A 20913-nucleotide genomic window follows, 5' to 3' on the forward strand; every position below is an offset into this window, starting at 1 on the left:
ACGCGGGCAGGGTCGTCAATAACTCAAGCCTCATAACCCTGTTTGCAAAGGACCAAAGACCATGCCGGATGCCCTTCCCTCGCTTTCGCCGCAAGATGCCCTTGTGGCGGTCATGGTGGCGGTTTCCGCCTCGGATGAAGAGATCCGCACCTCGGAACTGGTGGCGATCGAGCGCATCGTGAACCACCTGCCGGTCTTTGCCGATTACGATGCGGACCGGATCGGCACAATCGCCCGCACCGTCTTTGCGCTGTTCGAGGAGGAAGACGGTATCGAGGCGCTATTCGGGCTTGTGCGCGACAGCCTGCCGCAAGCGATGTCCGAAACCGCCTATGCGTTGGCCTGCGATGTGGCCGCAGCCGACGGGCTTCTCAACCAGCCCGAGTTGCGCATGCTGGAAGAAACGCGGATCGAACTGGGGCTTGACCGCCTACACGCCGCCGCAATCGAGCGTGGAGCCCGCGCCCGTCATATGGTGCTACCGGCCTGAACACCGACTGCGCAGGGGTTAGCCGTAAACAGCGCCCCATCGCATAAGCAGTTGCGACTGAAGTATTTTCGAACGCTTCACCCATTCCACCGACCCCGCCGGACGATCTTCGTCCTGCGTGCGGCGGCGGCGGTCCACATCGCCGGTCAGGATGGCAAACATCAGCTCGCGCCCGTTCGGTGCCGTCATATAGCCCGCCAGCGAGGACACGAAATTCAGCGTGCCGGTCTTCGCATCTACCGCAAAAGGCTGGCTTTGCAGGTTGCGCCCTGCCGCATCACGCAGCTTGAAAGGTTTGACAAGGTTGCGCAGACCCATCGGCTGGCCTGCGGCAATCACCCGCACCATATCCATCGCAGTCACACGCGACGCGCCGCCCAGCCCCGAATGGTCGACCAGATCGATCGCCTGTGTGCCTGCCTTCGCTGCAATCCACCGGCTCATCGCGGTCCCCGAGCGCCCGCGCGCGGCCGGCAAACCACGCACCGTCGAGGAGGTCATCCCCACCGCCTCGGCCGTCAGGTTGGTGGAATATTTCAGCATATCCTGCAGGATAGTCGGCAGAAGCTGCGAGGCATGGGTCACCAGAACCGTGCCGACAGGAGCCGTCTTGGCCTCTTGCGGGCTGGGCAGGGGGCAGCCCTGCCCGCGCGCCAGCGTCTGGAACACATCCCCCGCATAGGCCGTCGGATGCCGCACTGGCAGCCAGCGCGACCCAGAGCGCCCCAAGGCAGGGGCCGCCACCGTCCATTGCTCTTTCCCCCCGCGATCCGAATAGGCGAAAAGCGGCGACTGGCGCGCTGCCACCTGCATCGACGCGGTATAGGCCGTCGGCGTGTAGCTGTCGCCGCGGGCATCCATCGTCAGTTGATAGCCGTTTCCGGCACGTTTCCACGCAAAATAGACGCGGTTATAGTTCAGGATCAGCCCAGAGATAGAGGGGTTATAGCTGACATAAACGGGCTGGTCCTTCGCGATTTCCTCGGCATAGGGCAGCGCCCCGCCCCAGACAAGAAACCGCCCCGTCACGCCCCGCACCCCGATCCGCGCAAGCTCTGCCGCCATTGCCCCCAGATGATCGGTCGAAAGCGTCGGGTCCGCCCCGCCCGACAGGACCAGATCGCCCTGAATCACGCCATTCACCACCGGCCCCGTCGCAATCAGCCACGTGCCGAAACGGTAGTTTGTTCCAAGGGTTTCAAGGGCATAAAGCGTCGTGATGGTTTTTGCCGTCGAGGCGGGCGGCAGACCCATCGTCGGGTTGCGCGCCTCCAGCACCTGCCCGCTGCGCGCATCCATCACCACATAGCCGACATCGCCCCCCAGCCGCGCCGCCTGCACATACCCCTCGCCCGAGGCCACCTGGGCCTGCGCCAATGTCGGCGTTGCCGCCAGCCCAAGAGTAGAAGCCGCCAGACCCGTAACGAAACCGCGCCGAGAAACCTGCATCGTGCCAAACCGCCTTTTTCTGGAATGTCTGGCCAGAATAACCCGCGCGAGGCTCTGGTTCAAGCTTCGCGCGCAGGGCTTTTCCAGTCTCCGGCATCGCGGATACGGGTCGAGGATTCCGAAGACATCGGCATGTTGATAAAGCACCAGCGCGGCGCAGGCCCCGCCGCCAGTTCCTGCGAACGCCATCCGGGCAGTTTGGCATGGGCGAAAACCCGCGCCGCTTTCGAACAGCGTGCCCGCAACCGCACCCCGGGGCGCGCCAGAACCCCGACCGGCATCCGGTCGAAAATATCCTGCCAGTGATCCCAGCGGTCGATCTGGATCAGGTTGTCCGCCCCCATCAGCCAGACAAAATCCACCTGCCGATAATGGGCCTGCAGCGCACGCAGCGTATCGGCGGTAAAACATGTGCCCAGCCGCTGTTCCAGATCGGTGATCTTGATCCGGGGATCGGGCATGACCTCGCGCGCGCGCCGCATCCGCGCAGCCAGCGGCGCAGGCCCCTTGGCCTTGAGCGGATTGCCCGGACTGAGCAGCCACCAGACCTGATCCAGCCCGAACCGCCGTAGTGCCACACGACTGATATGGGCATGCCCCTGATGGGCCGGATCGAAAGATCCCCCCAAGAGGCCGATGCGCATTCCCGGACGGGCTATAGGAAAATTCTGGCTCATGCGCGAAGACCTAGCCAAAGCACCTGCGGATGGGAAGCCCAAATGCGACATTATGCCACTGCCGCGTGCGGAAACTGCCCGTGGGCAGGACACCGCACAAAAGGCTGTGCTCCGCAGCGCAAAGCCGCATGTTTGCGCGTTTTCCTGCACGGCGGCCCGTGAAAGGGCCTGCCTAGGATGCTCCCCCCGACCCCGGCACCGACAGGGTGCAACGGGCGCGTCCTTCCCGCTTCGAGGTGTAAAGCGCGGCATCGGCATCGGCCATCATTTCTTCCGCCACCGGATCGTCGTAATCTTGCGACATCGCCACCCCGATCGAGCCTGAAATCCGGCATTCATGCCCCTCGAAGGGGATCGGCTCTTCCAGACGGGCAATGATGCGCGCGCCCATCATCCGCAGCCGCTCCGGATCGACCGAATCGCGCAGCAGCATCACGAATTCATCGCCCCCCACCCGCGAGACGACATCCATCTCGCGCGTTTCCTCGCGCAGGATTTTGGCCACCACCGCCAGAACATGATCGCCCGCCGCATGGCCAAGCGTGTCATTCACCGCCTTGAAATGGTCCAGATCAAGCTGGGCCAGCGCGAAGGGCGCCCCCCCGCGACGACCGGCCTCAAGGCTGGCCTCCAGTGCGATATCGAAGGCGCGGCGGTTGGACAGGCCGGTCAGCGGATCTGTGCGCGCTGCATCTTCCGCGCTGCGGCGGGCGCGCTCCAGCCGGTGATTGAGCGCACGCAACTCTCCCAGAACGGCCGTCTTGGCCTCTTGCAGATAGAGCAGCTCCATCGTGAGGTCGGAGGTGGAGAAATCGGCTTCGGTCAGGCGGAAGGCCCGGATTGCCTTGTTAAGATGCACCCCGAATGTCAGGTTGAGCATCACCCCCCGCTGGACGATCGGCACCACCACACCACGCAAAGACACGTCGGGCCAGCTGCGCGGGGTCAGATGGATCCGCCGCGACGGGGAAATATCGAACGTGGCCTGCCGTGTCCGGCCCCGCCCCATCTGGAAGCAATCCGTCACCGAATGCCCGAGCGCGGAGGCACCGCCCACCACTTTCATCAGGGTCGGCCCCATGCCCAAAATCGTGCCATCCCCGTCCAGCCACAGAAACATCGGCATCAACTGGCCCAGAGCCTCGACCGACAAGGTGGGCGCGCGCGGCACGGGGGCGGTCTCCATCTGGCTGATCAACATCACACTCTCCCCGCCGGTGCCGCGAGGTCGAAGCTGCGACCTTCGGCAAAACTTTCTTCAAGCAGGGTGACCAAAACGTCTTCCTGCACCATCTGGTCGTCACAGACGCCGCCCCGATCCTGCACCTGATCGAGATATTCGATAAAGGCCAGAGCCCCGTAATCATCGGCCATCGCGCGGACCAGACCGGTCATCGCCGCCCCCCAGCCCAGCATCTTGCTATGGACGGACAGCCGGTAAACCCCCACATGCTCGAGAGAGCAGGTAAGTTCCGGCATTTCGAGATCGGGCAGAGCCATCTGCGCCCTGCCCTGCATCTCGTTCAGAGATAACAGAAATTCCGGATAGTCGGGGCCGCTGAACCGCAAGAGCCTGCGCACCGGCTCGATCATGGCGACATAGGCCCCGAGGTCTTCCAGAAAGCCCAGCCGCGGCTTGTTCAGCCGTGTCGAAGCCGCCGCCAACAAGGCGTCCGTATGGGAATGGTCATAGGTCAGCATCGCCTCATAGCCTTCGGGAGGAATGCCGATTTCAGTCGCGACATCCAGCCAGACAGCCGTGCCGTAATTTCCAATCAAAAAGGTCTGAATCGAGGTATTTATAAGGCCATGCATGACAATCGGACCCGGGTTAAGCGACATATGCGCCCAGCCTAGATCCTGACTGTTAAAATACCCTCAACCCGTCATAAGACATCAGCCTCAACCCTGACTGGCAAGCCATTCGGGCAATTCACCAATATCGGACAGAATAGCCTGCGCGAAAGGGGCCAGCACCTCGGCGGTGGCCGGACCGGTCAGCACCCCGACCGGCATCATACCCGCCGCTTTTGCCGCCTGAAGGTCATGCAGGCTGTCGCCCAGCATCACGCAAGCCTCCGCCGCGACCCCCAGCTTCTGCGCCAGTGCCAGCAGCGGTGCCGGATCGGGTTTGGCCCCGAAACCGCTATCGGCGCCCATCACATAGTCGAAATAATCCAGCGCTGCCTCGCGGTGCAGATGGACCCGCGCCGACGCCTCGGCATCATTGGTCATCACCCCCAGTTTCAGCCCCCGCGCACGCAAGCGCGGCAGCAAATCCGCCAGCGGTGCTGCGGCCACCTGCGGTGCGCCCTGCGCCATGCGGTGCATCTCCTGCGCCAGATCCGCGCGGGACCATTGCGGCAGATGCGCGGCCAGCGCGGCAACGATCTCGTCCATTGTTCCCGCAATCGCCACCGAGCTGGGCCGGAACCGCCCCGCCCGAAGGTCATAGTCTATGGCCTCCGCCAGCACCGTTGCCAAGGCCGGATCGCCGTCCGACAGAAGCTGCAGCAGATCGCGGGCCCATGCGCTCCATGTCGCATGGAAATCGAACAGGGTTCCGTCTTTGTCAAACAGCAGCGCCGCAATCTGCATGAAAGCTCCTCAGGTCCAATGCATCTGGTCGCCGCCGCCCAGAACGGCCCGCGCGGCAACAAGTTCGTCGGGGCGATAGCCCAGATCCTGCGCACAGTCGATCACCCATGCGTCCTGCGTCAGGATAAAATCCAGCAGCGCCGTCTGGAAACCGGTCTCGCGCGCGATGGAACGGATCTGGCTGGCCTCGGCGCCGCTGACGTTGAGAAAGGCCTCCAGCAGGTTTTCCCGACCGGCCAGCCAGCCCAATGCACCAAGCGCGATCTCTTCGGCAGTTTCTTGCCGCATTTGAATTTCCTTTCCGACAAGTCGAAACATTTTATTAACCTAATACCAAGCAATATGCACAAGTGAATTAACGCCGAGGGAGAACAAGGCGTCATGGCAGGCAAGATCCTGATTGCAGACCAGATCGCGACCAATCGCATCATGCTCAAGGCAAAGCTTGCCGGAGCACGCTACGATGTCGTCTTGGCCAGTAACGGGCAGATGGCACTGAACCTTGCCATCCGCGAGCGCCCCGAGCTGATCCTGATCGATCAGGCGCAACCGGATATGAGCGGGGTGGAGCTTGCGCACCATCTGAAAACCGACCCGCTGACCAGCGAAATTCCCGTGATTTTCCTGCATCAGCCGGAAGATATCGCCAACCGTCTGGCCGCATTGCGGGCGGGGGCCGATGTCTGCCTGCCCAAACCCTATGACGAGGTGCTGCTGCTGGCGCGTCTGCGCAGCCTGCTGCGGACCCGTTCCACCGATGCCGAAATGCGCCTGCGCGAAAGCACCTTCCGCGATCTGGGCTTTGCCGAAGGGCCGGCCACCTTCGCCGCACCAGCACGGATCGGGCTGATCGCCCCGACCCGCGTGCAGGCCGCCGCATGGAAACAGGCCTTGGCGCGGCATCTCCCCGCCAATTACCTGACCATTCTCGAACGCTCCGAGGCGCTGAGCGTGGCCACCGAAGCCCAAAGCGCTTTCGACGCGCTTATTCTGGCTGCGGATCTGTCGCGCCGCGACGAGGGGTTGCGCCTGATGGCCGAGCTGCGTGCCCGTGCCGGATCGAAAGCGGCGGTGATCTGCATTGCCGCCGAGGCCGAGGCCCGCGAAACGGCGGTGATGGCTCTGGATCTGGGGGCCGATGATGTGCTGCCCGCCGATATGACCGCCCGCGAAACCACCGAGGATATCGCCTTACGCCTGCGCCGCCATCTGGCCCGCAAACGCCGCCTTGACCAAAGCCGGAAGAACCTGACCGAAGGGCTGCGCCTTGCCACGATCGACCCGCTGACGGGGCTGTATAACCGCCGTTATGCCATGCCGCAGCTGGAGCGGATCGCCGATCATGCCCGCCGCACCGGCAAGGATTTTGCCGTGATGCTGCTGGATCTGGACCGTTTCAAGGACATCAACGACACCTATGGCCATGCCGTCGGAGACAGCGTGCTGACCGAGGTTGCCCATCGTCTGAGCACCGTGCTGGACGGCAATGACCTCCTTGCCCGCATCGGCGGCGAGGAGTTCCTGATCGCTCTGCCCGACTGCCCGCCCGAAGAGGCGCGACTGGCGGCGGACCTGCTTTGTCGGGTGATCAACGAACGCCCCTTCCACCGCGCCAACGGGCCGGATCTGAACGTGACGATCTCGATCGGGCTGGTGCTGGGCGACGAGCGCCTCCGGTCCATCGATCATCTGTTCGAGGCGGCAGATCACGCGATGCTGCTGTCCAAACATAACGGGCGCAATCAGGTGCAGGTCTTTCCCTGCCCCTCGGCCGCCTGAACGCCCCCGCCCCCGCCTCTGCCCCCAAGGCCCGAAGCCCCCGCAACAGCGATAGGAACAACAAAACGCCCCGCCGGTTTTTCCAGCGGGGCGTTCGAACAGCGCGTCCTGCAACCGCTCACGCGGCAGGCTAATGCTGCGGTGGCGGGCCCCCCCCTTCTTCTTCATGGGTGCGAATCCGCTCGACAAAGGTCTTGCGGTCCTCGGGGGTGAGTGTCCCGAGCCACTTCACCATAATATCCTCGCCGGTCTGGATACGGGACACGATATGCATCCGGTGCGCATTCAGCGCATCGCGCACGGCGACCTCGTCATAGGGGGTCTGCTCGATCGCCGTCAGAATCCTCTCCAGCCAGACATCTATAGCACCGGGATAATTGTTGAACTCGAACCCTTCGGCCTTGGCCATCCTGGTCAGGGTCTGGCGGTCCGCATCGGTCAACCCACGGTCAAAAGGCCCCAGCCCGACCTGCGGCGGCTGGGGGCCGCGATTGGCGGGACCGAAGGCACCGCCAATAATAACGCCTGCCACCAAGAGATTGAGCGTGACGGAAATCATAAGTGCCCAGCGGGTCTTACGATCCCCTTTGCGCCTTGTCTCGTTCATTTAATAATCTCCAGACTCGCTTGCGACCTGCGCGGCAACGGAGAACAGATCACCGGTCGGCAACAGCTCAACAGTTGTTGCCTCGGCGGTGGAAATCGTCTTCAGCCCAACATAGGACAAAGGATTGCCGCTCGACAAACCAATAATGACGCCCATGCAGGTTGCCGCCACCATGCCGCCCATCGGCAACCAGTTGCGTGCGGCATCGCGCAGCACGGATATCAGACCGAATAGACCGCCGGTCCAGGCCACATCCGCCGCCCCCGGAGCGCCGGGACGCAAGTGCTGTGCCTGCATCTGTAGACCATCCGCCAGCACGCGCGCCAGAAATTCGGGCGACGGCTCGGGCTGCTGGTCCCGCGCGGCTTGCCAGAATGGCTCAAGCTTATGTTCGTCAACCATCATCACACCCTCCTTCACGGCCTTAATCCCTGTCATAGCCAAGACTATCCTTACGTTGGCGTAACAGGGCGGCCAATGCACGTTTCCCCCGTGCTGTCAGACTTTCTACGGCCTCCACGCCGGTTTCCATCGCTTCCGCGATCTCCGGATTGGATAAACCTTCAAGATGGCGTAAAATCACCGCCTGTTTCTGGCGGATCGGCAACTGGTCCAGTGCCCATTGTAACGCCTCAGCGCGCTGATTTTCCAGCATTTGTTCATCAACAGACAAAGTTTCATCGGCGGGATCGCCCGCTTCGTCCAAAGATGTGGCGCGCCGTTTGCGCAAACGGTCCGTCGCCAGATTCGAGGTCACACGATACAGCCATGTGGAAACTTTGGCTTCCCCCACACGCCATTGCGGGGCAATTTTCCACAGCCGCAACATGGCTTCCTGCGCCACATCCTCGGCTTCGGCCTCATCGCGCAGCATGCGGCAGGCCAGACGATAGCTCAATGGCGCAAGGCGCACTGTCAGCGCCTGCGCTGCAGCACGGTCGCCCTGACCATAGGCCAGAAGCAATGCCTCGTCGGATGTTTCTGCCCCCATTTCGACTGCCATTCCTTTCGCCTGTTCTCCCCCTAGCAGATACCGGAATTTCCGCAAGACAGAGCGCCAGACACATAACGAAGCCGGCCCGAAAAAACGGACCGGCCAATCACTTATGGAAGACCAAACTCAGTTTGCATTATCGGCTGCGGGAGCCTCGGGCGCATCTGCGGGCGGCATGGGCGGGCGGCCATTCGCGTCACCGCGCGGACCACGATCCCCTTTCGGGCCATGCCCGTCACCGCGCGCACCGTGATCCCCACGGCCCCCTTGGTCCCCACGGGCACCATGATCGCCTTTTGCGCCCTGATCCCCGCGCATGCCACGCTCGCCACGCGGACCACCCTTGCCGTCAAAACGGTCATGGCCCGCCGCCATCTTCTGCTTGGCCGCTGCCAGCTCGTCGGCATCAAGTTTGCCGTCGCCATTGGTATCGGCCATCATGAAGAACCGGATCTCCGGATCGGGCTTGGCGGCCAGCTCGGCTGCGCTCAGCTTGCCGTCGCCATTGCTGTCCATCATCTCGAAATAGGCCTTCACGCGCTTCTCGATGCGGGCCTGAGCATCCGCCATCTCTGCGGCAACCATCTCTTCTTCGGTGATATAGCCATCCCCGTTCGCATCAAGCTTGGCGGCTTTTTCCGCCCGCGGGGCCTGCAGTTCTTTCAGGGTTACAACACCGTCTTTATCGGTATCAAAGCGCGAGAAATCCATTGCAGCGCCAGCTTTCCCATCGCGCGGAGGCATCGGGGCCTCTGACTGCGCGGGGGCGGGCTGGGCTTGCTGGGCCGAAACGCCGCCTGCCACCATGGCGAGGCCGGTCGTGGCCAGAAGAACTGCTCCGATGGATTTCTTGATCGTCGTTTTCATCTCGAACTCCTCACCGATCCGTTCAGGACCTGTCCTATTTGCTACGTGCGCCGCCTGTCTTTCCGTTGCCAGATCGGCGCGGTATCATTGCGTTTCCAATTCCTCCGAAGGGGCGTGTGCGCCTTCGACCTGTTCTTTTTGTCGCCCGACCCTGAAGTGAGCCTGAAGCAAACTTAAGCCCCGATCACATCCGCATCACGAAAAACGGAGACCCCATGTCCGCGCCGCTCCCCCCCCAGACCCCGCCACCGATCCGCGATGCCTGCAGCCTTATTTTATGGCGCCAAACCACGCAGGGGCCCGCCGTTCTGATGGGGCAGCGCGGGGCGAAGGCCCAGTTCATGCCGAATAAATTCGTATTTCCGGGCGGCGGGCTGGACCCGCAGGACACCTCAAGCCCGCAGAATTCGGGCCTCTCGCCGCGCTGCCATCGGCGACTCGGGGCGCTGGCCGATGCGCTGATCAGTTGCGGATTGCGCGAATTGCAGGAGGAAACAGGACTAACGCTGCGTCAGGGCGCCGGATTGCACTTCATCTTCCGGGCCATCACGCCGCGCCAGCGCCCCAGACGATTCGATGCGCGTTTCCTGATGGCCGATGCCCGCGACCTTGCCAATCCCGACGCCCCTCTGCCCAATGATGGGGAATTGCGCCATCTGACATGGGTTCCCCTGCACGAGGCGCGCGCGCTGGATCTGCCCTTTGTCACCGAACTGGTGCTGGCCGAGGCGGGTGCCTTGCTGGCTGCGGCCCATAGACTGCAAGATATGGCCCCCGCTGAGGGGGTCCCGTTTTTTGACAATCGCGGCCCGCGTCCTGTCTTTTCGCGGATCTGCTAGGCGGCGGCCAGCACCACCACAATCACCGAGGCCAGCACCAGCGCGATGCCCACCGCCTCGCGGCGGTGCAGCCGCTCGTGGAAAATCAGCACCGACGCGCAGAGGGTAAAGACCATCTCCACCTGCCCCAATGCCCGCACATAGGCGGCATTCTGGAGGGCGAAGGCCATGAACCAGCCCGCAGAGCCTGCCGCGCCAAGAATACCGACCCAGATCGTGCGCGACCATGCCCGCAGCACGCGCGTCAGTTCACCGGGTTGGAACAGGCGCAGGCACAGCCCCATCCCCAATGTCTGCACCGATGTCACACAGGCCAGCGTGACAAAGGCACGCCCCATGAAGGGCAAGGGCATGAGCTCCAGCGTCGCCCCGCGATAGGCGATGGCCGACAGCCCGAACAGCCCGCCTGCCACAATCCCGTATACCGCCGCTCTGCCCGCGATGCCCCCTTCGGGCGGGCGCGAAAGGCACAACACCCCCACAAGCCCCAGCACGATCCCGACCCAGCCCAGCACGGCAATCCGGTCCCCCAGAAAGACAAGCGACATCAGCGCGACCTGCACCACTTCGGTTTTGGTAAAGGCAATCCCCACCGCGAAATTACGCAAGGCAAACAACCGCACCAGAAGCAGCGTCGCCGAGGCCTGCGCCGCGCCGCCGATCACCACATAGGCCCAGAACCCCGCCCCCATCTGGCCGAACAGATCCGCAGGACGGCCCATCTCGGGCAGCAGGATCAATGCGCCCGCAATCGCCAGCGGTGCCCCGAACACAAAGCGCGAAAACGTGGCCCCTGCGGCCGACAGACCCGACCCGGCCAGCTTCTTTTGCAGCACGAAACGCCCTGTCTGCAGGGCTGCGGCGCAAAGGGTCAGGAGAATCCACATTATACAACGCTTTCCGTCCCGCGCGAGAAGCTCGCGCAGGATCAATGGTGACGATCCCGCAGGCGGGATCAGTTGGTGATAAGGTTCAGGTAATAGCCGTTAAAGGCCATGACTTCGCGCGCCGCCGTCAACAGGTCCGAGCGCGGCCCGACCGAGGGGCGCACCATGATCTGGCCCCAGCGGCCCGACGGGGTGCCCAATGCGACGATGCGGTAATCCTGATCGACCCACAGCACCCAGACCGGTTCGCGGCCAAAGCTGTCCGAGGTCGAGATCCGCCCGCCCGGTCCGGTTACAACCGCCGTCCCGCCAAGCATGCGCGGTGCCGTGCCATCGCTGCAATCGGTGCCCGAGAGGCTATAGCCGGTCTTGCCGGAGAGGGCCCAGTTCTGCTTGCCCCCCGCGCAGCGCGGCGTGCTGGAGGCCACCACCAGCCACTCGCCGGCAAAGCGTTCGGGGTCGAAAAGTGCCGCGGAGGAAATCCCCGATTTCGGATCACGCACCAGCTTTTGCTGCGGTGCGCGGCCACAGCTGGCCAAAGTCACAGCAGCAATCGCGGTTGCAAGGGCCAGGTTCCGGCTCAGCCAAGGCATTGGGTCACACTCATACCGTTTTCGGTGCGGATGTCGTTGCAGCCCATCAGGGGGCGCACCGGCGCACAGGTGTTCGACCGGGCAAGACATTCACCCTCGCAATCGGACGCCTTGCGACAGGACTTACCCGCATCTTTCGGCCGCGTCACGCAGATTGCACCATCCGCCCGCTGATTCCACGTGCCCCCGCGCTTTGTGCAGGACTGCTGCAACAGGCTGTCGCGCGCCTTGCCCACGGGCGGCAGGGTCTGTGCCGCCCCGGGCGTGCCGAATGGGAGGAAACCGGGCCGACAGGAGGCCACGCCCATCAGCGCAGCCCCCAGCAGGATGACCTTAAAAGGGCATCGGGTGATCATGATGCACCTTGGCGATCGCCTCTTTGACGTCAGCCGACAGCACCAGCCCCGCCGCATCGATCGACGCCCCGATCTGCGCCACCGAGCGCCCGCCAATGATCGGCAGGCAGGGGAAGGGGCGATCCAGCGTGAAGGCGATGGCCATCGTGATCGGGTCCAGCCCGTGATCGCGGGCAATCCTCACATACAGATCGGCAATCTCGAAGGCGCGCGGATTGGCCCGTCCGCCCAGATTGCCATTGGCCGCCATCCGCGACCCCGCAGGCACAGCCCCGCCCGAATACTGCCCCGACAGGATACCGGCGGCGAGCGGCGAATAGGCCAGAAGCGTGACATCCTCCTGCACACCCAGTTCGGCCAGATCGAGATCGTAATAGCGGCACATCAGCGAATATTCGTTCTGGATCGAGGCCACGCGCGGGCCGTGCCCCGCCTCGGCCAGTTCCAGAAACTGCGCCGTGCCCCATGCGCTTTCATTGGACAGACCGAACGCGCGCAGCTTGCCCTCCCTGACCAACGCCCCCAGCGTTTCGAGACACTCGACCATATTGGCGCGGATCTCCGATTTCGCGGGCTGCCGGTCGGGTGCAAAGCTCCATGTCTTGCGGAAATGGTAGCTGCCGCGATTGGGCCAGTGGAACTGGTAGAGGTCGATATAATCGCTTTGCAGGCGGCGCAGGCTGTCCTCGACACAGGCGCGGATGGCCGGTCCGGTGATCGCCGCCCCCTCGCGTGCGGCACCGCCCTCGCCGGTGATCTTGGTCGCCAGAATGACATCCTGCCGCTTGCCGGTTCGGGCCAGCCAGTTCCCGATGATCTCTTCGGTGCGGCCCACCGTGTCCTTCGACACAGGATTGACCGGATACATCTCGGCGGTGTCAATGAAATCCACGCCGCGCTCCAAAGCATAATCGAGCTGGGCATGACCGTTTTCCTCGCTGTCCTGCGAGCCCCATGTCATCGACCCGAGGCAGATCTCGCTCACCTCGATATCGGTCCGGCCAAGCTTTACTTTACGCATATACTCATTCCTCTCAGAGTGCGGGGTCAACTGCGGGTCCGACGCGCGGGATGGACATAAGCCACAAAGACGCGCCCTGTCCGGCGGGACGCGCGCATCAGTCGGGCCTATCGGGGGCGAGCCTGCCACAGCGCCCCGCCATTCGAAAGGCCCCGAGGCCGGACCTTTTGTGCGCAGATCCACATATCTTTCTGCCCCCGAGCCAAACCGGAACAGAACCGGAGACACCGCGCGGGACAGGCAGGCCACGAAGCAGGACACAAAACGGGCCACAAAACGGGGCGACGCGCCAGCGCTCCGCCCCCCCTTGCTGTCAGTCGATGCGGGCAATCAGATCGCCATAGCCTTCGGCCTCCATCTCCTCGAGCGGGACAAACCGCAGCGAGGCCGAGTTGATGCAATAGCGCAAGCCCCCCTGCTCGCGCGGGCCGTCGGGAAAGACATGGCCCAGATGGCTGTCCCCATAGGTCGAGCGAACCTCGGTACGGATCATGCCGTGGCTGGTATCATGGATCTCGGTGATGTGGTCCGCAAGGAGCGGGCGGGTAAAGCTGGGCCAGCCGCACCCCGATTCATACTTGGACGAGGATGCGAAAAGCGGCTCGCCCGAGACCACATCCACATAGAGGCCGCGGCGCTTCTCGTGCAGATACGCGCCCGTGCCGGGGCGTTCGGTGCCCGATTGCTGGGTCACGCGGAACTGCTCGGGCGTCAGGCGTTCGATCGCGTCGCGCGACTTGGCATAGGTCTTTTCGGTGCTCATGGATATCTCCTTTGCTGGCTCTCAAGATATGGAGCGCGCGGCAAAAGCAAAGGGGCAAAACGGCCCCAAAGCCGCGAAAGCCCCAACGGCGCGAAATCCGGCGGCCCGTCTTCCCCCTTTGCTGAGGCGGGGGCTGGCAGGCGCGCGCCCTTGAAATACGCGCCTCCCATCGCGATTTATAACGGGGCCGTGCCGGTGATGCACCGCCCCCACCACCACCAGACGTTCTTCCCAGCCCTGCCCCTTTAAAGGAGCCGCCCTTGGCCGATACGCCTCTTCCGCCCGTTTCGCAGACCTCCATCCCCCCCGAAAGCGAGGCCCATCGTTACGCCCACGAGCTGTCGCGCCATCTGCGCTGGCTCGACAGTTTTACCGGCGCGGCGCTTGGCGTGCTAGCGGCGGCGTCGGGGATCTATACCTATCTGGGCGTGCGCTCGCTCTTGGATGATAGCGGGGCATGGACCACCTTTGCCGCGCTCAGCTATTCGCTGGCGGTCTCGGTGGGGATCTTCGTGTTCTGGTCCTATATGATGCGGCTTTTGCCCGCGATGCGCACGGCGGCCTCGCGGCTGGGGTTGCTGCTGAGCATGGCGCTGGGATCGCTGGCGATTGTCGCCATGTCGAGCTGGCTGAATGCCGCAGCGCTGGCGGGGGCGGCGGCGGTAGAACAGCATCTGGCCCATACCGTACAGGAGTATCAGACCGCGCTGGAACGCACCCATGCCAAGACCATTGCCGGTCAGGCGCTGGCCCGCGATGTGGCCCGCGTGCGCGACACATTCGACGGGCTGTCCCAGCAGGAAGCCACGGGCGATCTGTCGGGGCTTGCAGGGCGTGGTGCGGTCTTCCGCGTCCTGACCCAGAAATCCAACGAGCTACAGGGCCTTGGGGCGCAGATTGCCGCACAGGACAAGGCGGTGGAGGAAGCCTTTGCCAATGGCAATGCGATCCTGTCGCGGATGCGGGCGCTTTCGGTCGAGCCGGGCGCGGTCGAGGGCCGCTCGGTGCGGTTTTCCGAAGAGGCGGTGCGGCTGTCGGCGATTATTGCCGAGCTGCGCCAGTTGAATGTCGCGCCTTTGGTGATGCGGGCGGCGGCAGACCTGCGGGATTCGGTGGTGCTGCCCGACCTTGATGCCAGCACCGATGCGGGACGCAGCTCGCAAGAAAGCACGATTGCCTCGGTCATGACCCTTCTGGCCGACCGCGCCAGCACGCTGGAAAGCGCCGCCGCCGAGGTGCAGGCCCTGCCCGACCCCGCCGAAATCGAATATACCGCGCTTTCGGCCGCCGATGCGGTGATCCGCTATGCGGGCAATTTCGTCCCGTCCTGGGCGGGGGCGATCGCCATCGACCTCCTGCCTGCCGTTCTGGTCTTCATCCTGATGGTGGTGCAGTCGGCAATCCGTCAGGCGCAGGGCGCCCATGCCCCCGAAGAACATATGACCGTGGCCGAGCTGCGCGCGGCGCTGGCGGCTGCGCGGGATCTGAATATCGGGCCTGACCTGACGCCGCCCCCCACGGTCCCCCCGTCCGAGATGCGGCACGGAACGCCCGCGCCTGCCGCCTCCCTCCGTCCGGTGGAGTAAGCGGCGATGCGCGACATATCCCAACCGCCCAACCAGATCCGGCGCGTCATCGTTGCGCTGATCGGCGCGCAGGTGGCCATTGGCGTGGCGCTGATGGGGATTGACCTGATCGGTAGCTGGGGCGGCAAGGACCCGCTGACCGCGCCCCTGCCCTCCGGCCCCTCGACCCGCCCCTATACGCCCGATCGCAGGCCCGGCACCGCTCCGGGCGTGCCCGCCCCGCAAGGCCCGATGCCCGAGCGGCTGGAGCTTGGCGGCGAAGGGGCGGATCTGACCCTGACCGGCCAGATCGCCGTCGGCGATGCGGCCCGCATCACCGAGGAACTGCGCCGCCGCGCCGAAACGGGGCAGACCATCCGCATGGTCAGTCTGGATTCAACTGGCGGTTCGGTCTCGGATGCGCTGGAGATCGGCGAGGTTCTGCGCGACAGCGGCATTGCGACCTCGGTCAAGGACGGGGCGATCTGCCTGTCCGCCTGCCCCTATCTCTTTGCCGGAGGCCGCACGCGGCAGGTTGCGCCCAATGGCAAGCTTGGCGTGCATCAGCACAGCTTCGGCACCAGCGCCATCCTACCCGCCTTCATGGCGGTGGAATCTGTGCAGCGCGGGCAAGCGGCGGTGATGGCCTATCTGATCAGGATGGGCATCGACCCTGCGGTGATGGAGCCTGCCATGCGAACCGCCCCCGACCGGATCTATCTGCTCTCGAAAGCCGAGTTGCAGCAGTATGGCTTCCTTGCGCCCCCCTGATCCGCCGCCCCCTATTCCGCCAGACATCCCTGCCGGATGACCTGCCGCACCCAATCCAGCTTTTCAGAGACCTTCGGGGTGAGGATGAAGGGATAGAAGCTGGGATGGCCCAGACTGTCATTCAGCGCGTTCAGCGCCAGTGACAGCGCGATCCAGGCCGAGACCAGATCCTCCATCGCGATCCCCAGCAGCCAGAACAGGATATCGCGCGGGGCCTCGGGCGCGGCCAGTTCGTGCCCTGCAGGCATCAGCCCGTAACACAGCGCGGTTTCCAGCCCGTCGAGGATATGCAGCAGGTTTGCCCAGCTTTCGGCGAAATCCTCATAGGGATGGGCGGTGGCATATTCGGACACGAAGGCCTGCTCCCACCCTGCGGGCGCGGGATGCGCGTAATGGCGCTCCAGCGCCTGCCCGTAATCTTCGCGCTCATCACCGAACAACGCACGGCACGCCGCCAGACGGTCGGGAAAGGGCTTCACCAGCACCTCCCAGAACGCATGCCCCGATTCGTGGCGCAAATGCCCGATCAGGGTGCGATAGGGCTCGCCCATTTCCGCACGGGTCGCGGCGCGATACTCATCATCGGCCTCGGCGATATTGAGCGTGATATCGCCATCGGCATGCCCCATCACCACCGCTTCGCCCGCATCCGGCGCTTTGAACAGAAAACGCGGGCGCGGCCCCGCGCTGTCGGTCAGGGGCAGATCCAGCAGGACAGCCATCCGCATCAGATTGCGCTTGGCCGCTTCGAACTCGGCCCAGCGCTGCAGATTGCCCTCCACTGAAAGATCGGGGATCACCGTCGTATGCCGACAGGACAGGCACAGCCCTCCCTGCGCGCCCTCCTGCGCATCGGCCACCCAGTTACAGCCGATACGCGCACGGTTTTCACAAGCCGGCAGGCCTTCCGCCCGCAAATCCAGAAAGCCGCGTCCGGGCTCGAACACGAGTTCCGTCCCGCAGGACAGACAGGTGTCATTGCCGAAATAGACTTCGGCGCGACAGGACGGGCAGTGATAACGCATCATGGGCAGACCCTCCGCAACCGCCCGAAACCTACGCGAAACCTGTGCGGGCGGGCCTGTGATATTCTCCCCACAAATGGCGCAAGCCAGCGCCAAGACAACCTTGGCCGCGCGAGAACTTTATTTCTGCACCGAGGGAACCTTCACGGCCATGACAGGTTAGCCCGATTGGTATGCATGAACCGAAATCTTCAGCCGATAGGCCACGAACAACGAGGGAAAAATCTTTGAGTTATGTCTTTTGACATAGTTGGGATGCGGCACCTGTGCCAAGGGGGACGAGGCGCATGATTTGTGCCCTCTCATTCTTTATAAGTTTCGCTATACCCGCGCGTAACAAGTTCACTCTTACTGCGAAAGCATGTTGCCATTGACCCATTCCCCCGCCGCGCCAGAGACGGCCAGTTCCGGTGCACAAACCCTGCGTGATGCCCTGCGGCAGCGTCTGACACCTGCCCATGATGCCTTGGACCGCGCGTTCTCGGCGCTCGATCTCGGGATCGATGCCGATTATGCAGTCTTCCTGCGCGCGCATCGTCAGGCTCTAGGCCGGATGCAGGCCGCAACCGATACGGATCATGCACCGGAGCAAATGGCAGGCTCGGCGCTGATCCGCAGGCTGCTGGCGGCGCTGGAGGCCGATCTGGCGCCTTTCACGGGTCATGCCCTTTGTGGCGACGCGCCTCAAAGCCAGAACACGGCCCCGCTGCGCCTGCATCCGCTGGCCCGAGACTATGTGCTGTTCGGGTCGCGGCTGGGCACACAGGTGCTGGCCCGCCGCCGTCGCGAGGCCCTTGTGCAACAGGGCCGCGACGCGGTGCCAAGCCAGTATCTGGAGCATGTTTTCGACCCCCGTCTTTGGCAAAACTACGTTCATCAAACGTCTCAAATTTCGGTAGAAAATCCTCAAACCGAGAGTATTATCGCAGATGCCGAACAGTGCTTCGAATGGTTCGCCCTTGCCCTGTCTCAGCATCTCTCGTCCCCTGCTGCACCGATGCATCCCCATCGGGCAGAGAAAGCACCTTTATGACCCAGATGCCGGACTATTCCGCCTTGACCCAAACGGATCTTACAAATTGCGACCGCGAACCGATCCACCAGCTCGGGCGCGTCCAAAGCTGGGCCTGCCTGATTGCGCTGAGCCATGACTGGATCGTGCAGCATCATTCGGCCAATGCCGCGCGCATGCTGGGCCTTGCTGCCGAAGACCTGCTGGGGCTGCCGCTGGCCGATCTGCTGCCGGTGCAGACCAAGCAACTGATCCGTGCCCATCTGACGCGGCTCAGCCTCGACCAGCAAACGGTGCGTCTTTTCGGCTTGGAAATCGGGCGGCGCGGTGTGCTTTTTGACGTAGCGGCCCATGCCTATAAGCATGGGTTCATTCTGGAATTCGAAATCAAGAAAAGCCACAACCATGCCAGTGATCTGGCCGTGGTGCAGCCGCTGATCCAGAAGCTGTCGACGATGCGCGATGTGCCGCAGATGGCGAGTTCTGCCGCCGAAAGCCTGCGTCGCCTGACGGGGTTTGCGCGGGTGATGGTCTACCAGTTCTCGCCCGATGGCTCCGGCAAGGTAATCGCCGAGGCGCTTGCCCCCGGCATGAGTGGCTATCTGGGGCTGCGCTTTCCGGGGTCCGACATCCCCAAACAGGCGCGCGCCCTTTATAAACGCTCGCTTCTGCGGCTGATCGGCAATGTCGATGATGCGGGCTCCGAGATCTTACCGGCGCAAAACCCGATGGGGGAGCCACTGGACCTGTCGCTTTCCGTATCGCGCTCGGTTTCGCCGATCCATCTGGAATATCTGCGCAATATGGGCGTTCAGGCCTCGATGTCGGTGTCCATCCTCAATCAGGGGGAATTGTGGGGGCTGATTGCCTGCCACCATCCCGAACCGCTGATCATGGATTACGAAAAGCGCACCTCGGTCGAACTTTTCGGCCAGCTTTTCGCCTACGAGCTGGCCCGCGCCGAGACGATGATCGAAAATGAATCGGCCCTGCGCGCGCAAGAGACCCATAACCGGATCATGGCGCTGGTTTCGGCCACCAGCGAGTGGGCCGAGAATTTCAGCGATATCGCCCGCCAGATCGAGGATCTGATCCAGTTCGACGGGATCACGCTTTACAGTGACGGCAAGCTGCTGACACAGGGCACCACCCCGACCGAAGAACAGTTCTACCGCCTTGCACGCTATCTCAACACCGCTTCGGGATCGCGGGTCTATGCGACCGACCATCTGTCCAAAGGCTTTCCCGAGGCCGCGTCCTATCAGGAAGACTGCGCCGGCCTGCTGGCGCTGCCGATCTCGCGCCGTCCGCGCGACTATCTGGTGCTGTTCCGCCGCGAGATCGCGAAATCGGTGACATGGGCGGGCAACCCCGAGAAACCGGTCGAGCATGGTCCCAATGGCGACCGCCTGAGCCCGCGCAAATCTTTCGAGGCGTGGCGCGAGGAGGTGCATGGCCACTGTGCGCCTTGGGCGGCGGGCGAGTTACGGGCCGCCGAGGCCCTGCGCGGCACCTTGCTGGAAGTGGTGCTCAAGCTGACCGATCAGGCCGAGAAAGAGCGAAAACAGGCGCAGGAACGGCAGGCATTGCTGATTTCCGAGCTGAACCACCGTGTGCGCAATATCCTCAATCTCATCCGCTCGATCATGAAACAGTCCAGCAGCGGCGCCGAGACATTGAGCGAATTCACCGTGGCACTGGACGGGCGCATCAACGCGCTGGCGCGCGCCCATGACCAGCTGACCCGCGACCAGTTCGCGCCGATCCCGCTGGCCGAGCTGATCGAGGTCGAGGCCAATGCCTTCGGGCTGGGCAACAAGAGCCGTCTGGATTTCAGGGGCCAGAATATCGTCATCACGGCAGAGGCGTTCACGCCCTTGGCGCTGGTCTTCCACGAACTGGTGACCAATTCGGTGAAATACGGGGCCCTGCATGCGCCCAGCGGACGGGTCGAGATCGGCATTACCGAAGAGCCCGATGGCACATGGACGATCGACTGGCACGAGCGGGGCGGACCGGTGGTGCGTGCACCGACGCGCCGCGGCTTCGGCTCGACCGTGATCGAGAAGACCATCCCGCATGAGCTGAAAGGCGCCGCCGAGGTGCGTTACAACTCGGCTGGCGTCGAGGCGCGCTTCTCATTACCGGCCAATATTGTTATCACTCATCGCCCGTTTGATGGAAATCCAGAGATCAATATGCAAGACGAAACCTCTCCTGCCAGTGGCGAACCTTGGGTTGGTGGTCCGGCTCTTGTGCTGGAAGATACGATGATCGTTGCGCTGGATCTGGCAGGGATGCTGGAGGACATGGGCGCGGACGAGGTGCGCACAGCGGCCTCCGTAGCCGAGGCGTTGTCGATCCTGAAGGACGGGTTCGTGCCGAAGCTTGCCGTGCTGGATGTCAATCTGGGCGAGGAAACCTCGTTGCCGGTGGCCGAACATCTCGCCGCGCAGGGGGTCCCTATCGTGCTGGCTTCCGGCTATGATGCTAACGAAGCCGGCATTGACGCCTATCCCGAGGCCGAGCTGATGCGCAAACCCTATACCACAGGGGATCTGTCGGATGTGCTGACCAAGATGGGCTTTTTGCGGAACTGACCCTGCCCTTGCCTCCGCCG

Annotated in this window: 23 protein-coding genes; 7 read left to right on the forward strand and 16 right to left on the reverse strand. The window is 63.5% G+C overall.

Going from position 1 to position 20913, the window contains the following annotated elements; genetic code table 11:
• Nucleotides 1-61: 61 nt before the first annotated feature.
• Entirely contained in the window at nt 62-490 is a 429-nt protein-coding gene (locus RPE78_RS01400) for a tellurite resistance TerB family protein (protein ID WP_339107739.1), read from the forward strand.
• Between the two features lie 18 nt (nt 491-508).
• Here RPE78_RS01400 and dacB read toward each other — a convergent pair whose 3' ends face one another.
• The 6 genes from dacB to RPE78_RS01430 all read right to left on the reverse strand — a co-directional run bounded on the left by dacB (nt 509) and on the right by RPE78_RS01430 (nt 5502).
• A complete protein-coding gene (gene dacB, locus RPE78_RS01405) occupies nt 509-1939 on the reverse strand; it encodes a D-alanyl-D-alanine carboxypeptidase/D-alanyl-D-alanine-endopeptidase (RefSeq protein WP_406721022.1) in 1431 nt (476 codons plus the stop codon).
• 59 nt (nt 1940-1998) lie between these two features.
• Nucleotides 1999-2616 carry a nicotinate-nucleotide adenylyltransferase gene (locus RPE78_RS01410; RefSeq protein ID WP_339107741.1) on the reverse strand — a complete coding sequence of 206 codons (618 nt, stop codon included), beginning with the start codon at nt 2614-2616 and terminating at the stop codon, nt 1999-2001.
• Between the two features lie 172 nt (nt 2617-2788).
• Nucleotides 2789-3817 carry a GGDEF domain-containing protein gene (locus RPE78_RS01415; RefSeq protein WP_406721023.1) on the reverse strand — a complete coding sequence of 343 codons (1029 nt, stop codon included), beginning with the start codon at nt 3815-3817 and terminating at the stop codon, nt 2789-2791.
• Nucleotides 3817-4458, reverse strand: coding sequence for a heme NO-binding domain-containing protein (locus RPE78_RS01420; protein ID WP_339107743.1), 642 nt, complete (start codon nt 4456-4458; stop codon nt 3817-3819). The genes RPE78_RS01415 and RPE78_RS01420 overlap by 1 nt, the downstream gene beginning before the upstream one ends.
• A gap of 60 nt (nt 4459-4518) precedes the next feature.
• Complete coding sequence (locus tag RPE78_RS01425; protein ID WP_406721024.1) at nt 4519-5214, reverse strand: HAD family hydrolase; 696 nt, start codon at nt 5212-5214, stop codon at nt 4519-4521.
• 9 nt (nt 5215-5223) lie between these two features.
• Nucleotides 5224-5502, reverse strand: a complete 279-nt coding sequence (locus tag RPE78_RS01430) for a DUF3572 domain-containing protein (protein ID WP_339107745.1) — start codon at nt 5500-5502, stop codon at nt 5224-5226.
• Between the two features lie 93 nt (nt 5503-5595).
• Between RPE78_RS01430 and RPE78_RS01435 the strand changes: the two genes are divergently transcribed.
• The gene (locus RPE78_RS01435) at nt 5596-6993 is read left to right on the forward strand and encodes a diguanylate cyclase domain-containing protein (RefSeq protein WP_406721025.1); all 1398 of its coding nucleotides are present in this window, start codon (nt 5596-5598) and stop codon (nt 6991-6993) included.
• A gap of 130 nt (nt 6994-7123) precedes the next feature.
• Here RPE78_RS01435 and RPE78_RS01440 read toward each other — a convergent pair whose 3' ends face one another.
• From RPE78_RS01440 to RPE78_RS01455, 4 genes are all read right to left on the reverse strand, one after another.
• Nucleotides 7124-7600, reverse strand: coding sequence for a periplasmic heavy metal sensor (locus RPE78_RS01440; RefSeq protein ID WP_406721026.1), 477 nt, complete (start codon nt 7598-7600; stop codon nt 7124-7126).
• Nucleotides 7601-8005: a hypothetical protein gene (locus tag RPE78_RS01445; RefSeq protein WP_406721027.1), complete on the reverse strand. Its 405-nt coding sequence runs from the start codon at nt 8003-8005 to the stop codon at nt 7601-7603.
• 19 nt (nt 8006-8024) lie between these two features.
• Entirely contained in the window at nt 8025-8603 is a 579-nt protein-coding gene (locus RPE78_RS01450) for an RNA polymerase sigma factor (RefSeq protein WP_339107749.1), read from the reverse strand.
• Between the two features lie 117 nt (nt 8604-8720).
• Nucleotides 8721-9461 (reverse strand): EF-hand domain-containing protein, encoded by a 741-nt coding sequence (locus tag RPE78_RS01455; protein ID WP_339107750.1) that lies wholly within the window; start codon nt 9459-9461, stop codon nt 8721-8723.
• A 215-nt stretch (nt 9462-9676) separates the two neighbouring features.
• Here RPE78_RS01455 and RPE78_RS01460 point away from each other — a divergent pair, with 215 nt between their 5' ends.
• Nucleotides 9677-10300 carry an NUDIX hydrolase gene (locus RPE78_RS01460; RefSeq protein ID WP_339107751.1) on the forward strand — a complete coding sequence of 208 codons (624 nt, stop codon included), beginning with the start codon at nt 9677-9679 and terminating at the stop codon, nt 10298-10300.
• Here RPE78_RS01460 and RPE78_RS01465 read toward each other — a convergent pair.
• The 5 genes from RPE78_RS01465 to msrB all read right to left on the reverse strand — a co-directional run bounded on the left by RPE78_RS01465 (nt 10297) and on the right by msrB (nt 13920).
• Entirely contained in the window at nt 10297-11187 is an 891-nt protein-coding gene (locus RPE78_RS01465) for a DMT family transporter (RefSeq protein WP_406721028.1), read from the reverse strand. The genes RPE78_RS01460 and RPE78_RS01465 overlap by 4 nt on opposite strands.
• 68 nt (nt 11188-11255) lie before the next feature.
• The gene (locus RPE78_RS01470) at nt 11256-11780 is read right to left on the reverse strand and encodes a lipocalin (RefSeq protein WP_406721029.1); all 525 of its coding nucleotides are present in this window, start codon (nt 11778-11780) and stop codon (nt 11256-11258) included.
• On the reverse strand, nt 11768-12136 hold the full coding sequence (locus RPE78_RS01475) for a hypothetical protein (RefSeq protein ID WP_339107754.1): 369 nt from the start codon (nt 12134-12136) through the stop codon (nt 11768-11770). The genes RPE78_RS01470 and RPE78_RS01475 overlap by 13 nt, the downstream gene beginning before the upstream one ends.
• Complete coding sequence (locus RPE78_RS01480; RefSeq protein WP_406721030.1) at nt 12114-13157, reverse strand: aldo/keto reductase; 1044 nt, start codon at nt 13155-13157, stop codon at nt 12114-12116. The genes RPE78_RS01475 and RPE78_RS01480 overlap by 23 nt, the downstream gene beginning before the upstream one ends.
• Before the next feature lie 313 nt (nt 13158-13470).
• The gene (msrB, locus tag RPE78_RS01485; RefSeq protein ID WP_339107756.1) at nt 13471-13920 is read right to left on the reverse strand and encodes a peptide-methionine (R)-S-oxide reductase MsrB; all 450 of its coding nucleotides are present in this window, start codon (nt 13918-13920) and stop codon (nt 13471-13473) included.
• 260 nt (nt 13921-14180) lie between these two features.
• Here msrB and RPE78_RS01490 point away from each other — a divergent pair, with 260 nt between their 5' ends.
• Nucleotides 14181-15506 carry a hypothetical protein gene (locus RPE78_RS01490; protein WP_406721031.1) on the forward strand — a complete coding sequence of 442 codons (1326 nt, stop codon included), beginning with the start codon at nt 14181-14183 and terminating at the stop codon, nt 15504-15506.
• A gap of 6 nt (nt 15507-15512) precedes the next feature.
• The gene (locus tag RPE78_RS01495; protein WP_406721032.1) at nt 15513-16256 is read left to right on the forward strand and encodes a hypothetical protein; all 744 of its coding nucleotides are present in this window, start codon (nt 15513-15515) and stop codon (nt 16254-16256) included.
• A gap of 11 nt (nt 16257-16267) precedes the next feature.
• Here RPE78_RS01495 and RPE78_RS01500 read toward each other — a convergent pair whose 3' ends face one another.
• Nucleotides 16268-17284: a putative zinc-binding metallopeptidase gene (locus RPE78_RS01500; protein ID WP_406721033.1), complete on the reverse strand. Its 1017-nt coding sequence runs from the start codon at nt 17282-17284 to the stop codon at nt 16268-16270.
• A gap of 367 nt (nt 17285-17651) precedes the next feature.
• Between RPE78_RS01500 and RPE78_RS01505 the strand changes: the two genes are divergently transcribed.
• Both RPE78_RS01505 and RPE78_RS01510 read left to right on the forward strand, forming a co-directional pair.
• A complete protein-coding gene (locus RPE78_RS01505) occupies nt 17652-18314 on the forward strand; it encodes a hypothetical protein (RefSeq protein WP_406721034.1) in 663 nt (220 codons plus the stop codon).
• Nucleotides 18311-20893 (forward strand): HWE histidine kinase domain-containing protein, encoded by a 2583-nt coding sequence (locus RPE78_RS01510; RefSeq protein WP_406721035.1) that lies wholly within the window; start codon nt 18311-18313, stop codon nt 20891-20893. The genes RPE78_RS01505 and RPE78_RS01510 overlap by 4 nt, the downstream gene beginning before the upstream one ends.
• The last annotated feature ends 20 nt before the right edge of the window (nt 20894-20913 follow it).

It is taken from the genome of Thioclava litoralis (genome assembly GCF_045278885.1).
GTDB classification, from domain to species: domain Bacteria; phylum Pseudomonadota; class Alphaproteobacteria; order Rhodobacterales; family Rhodobacteraceae; genus Thioclava; species Thioclava litoralis.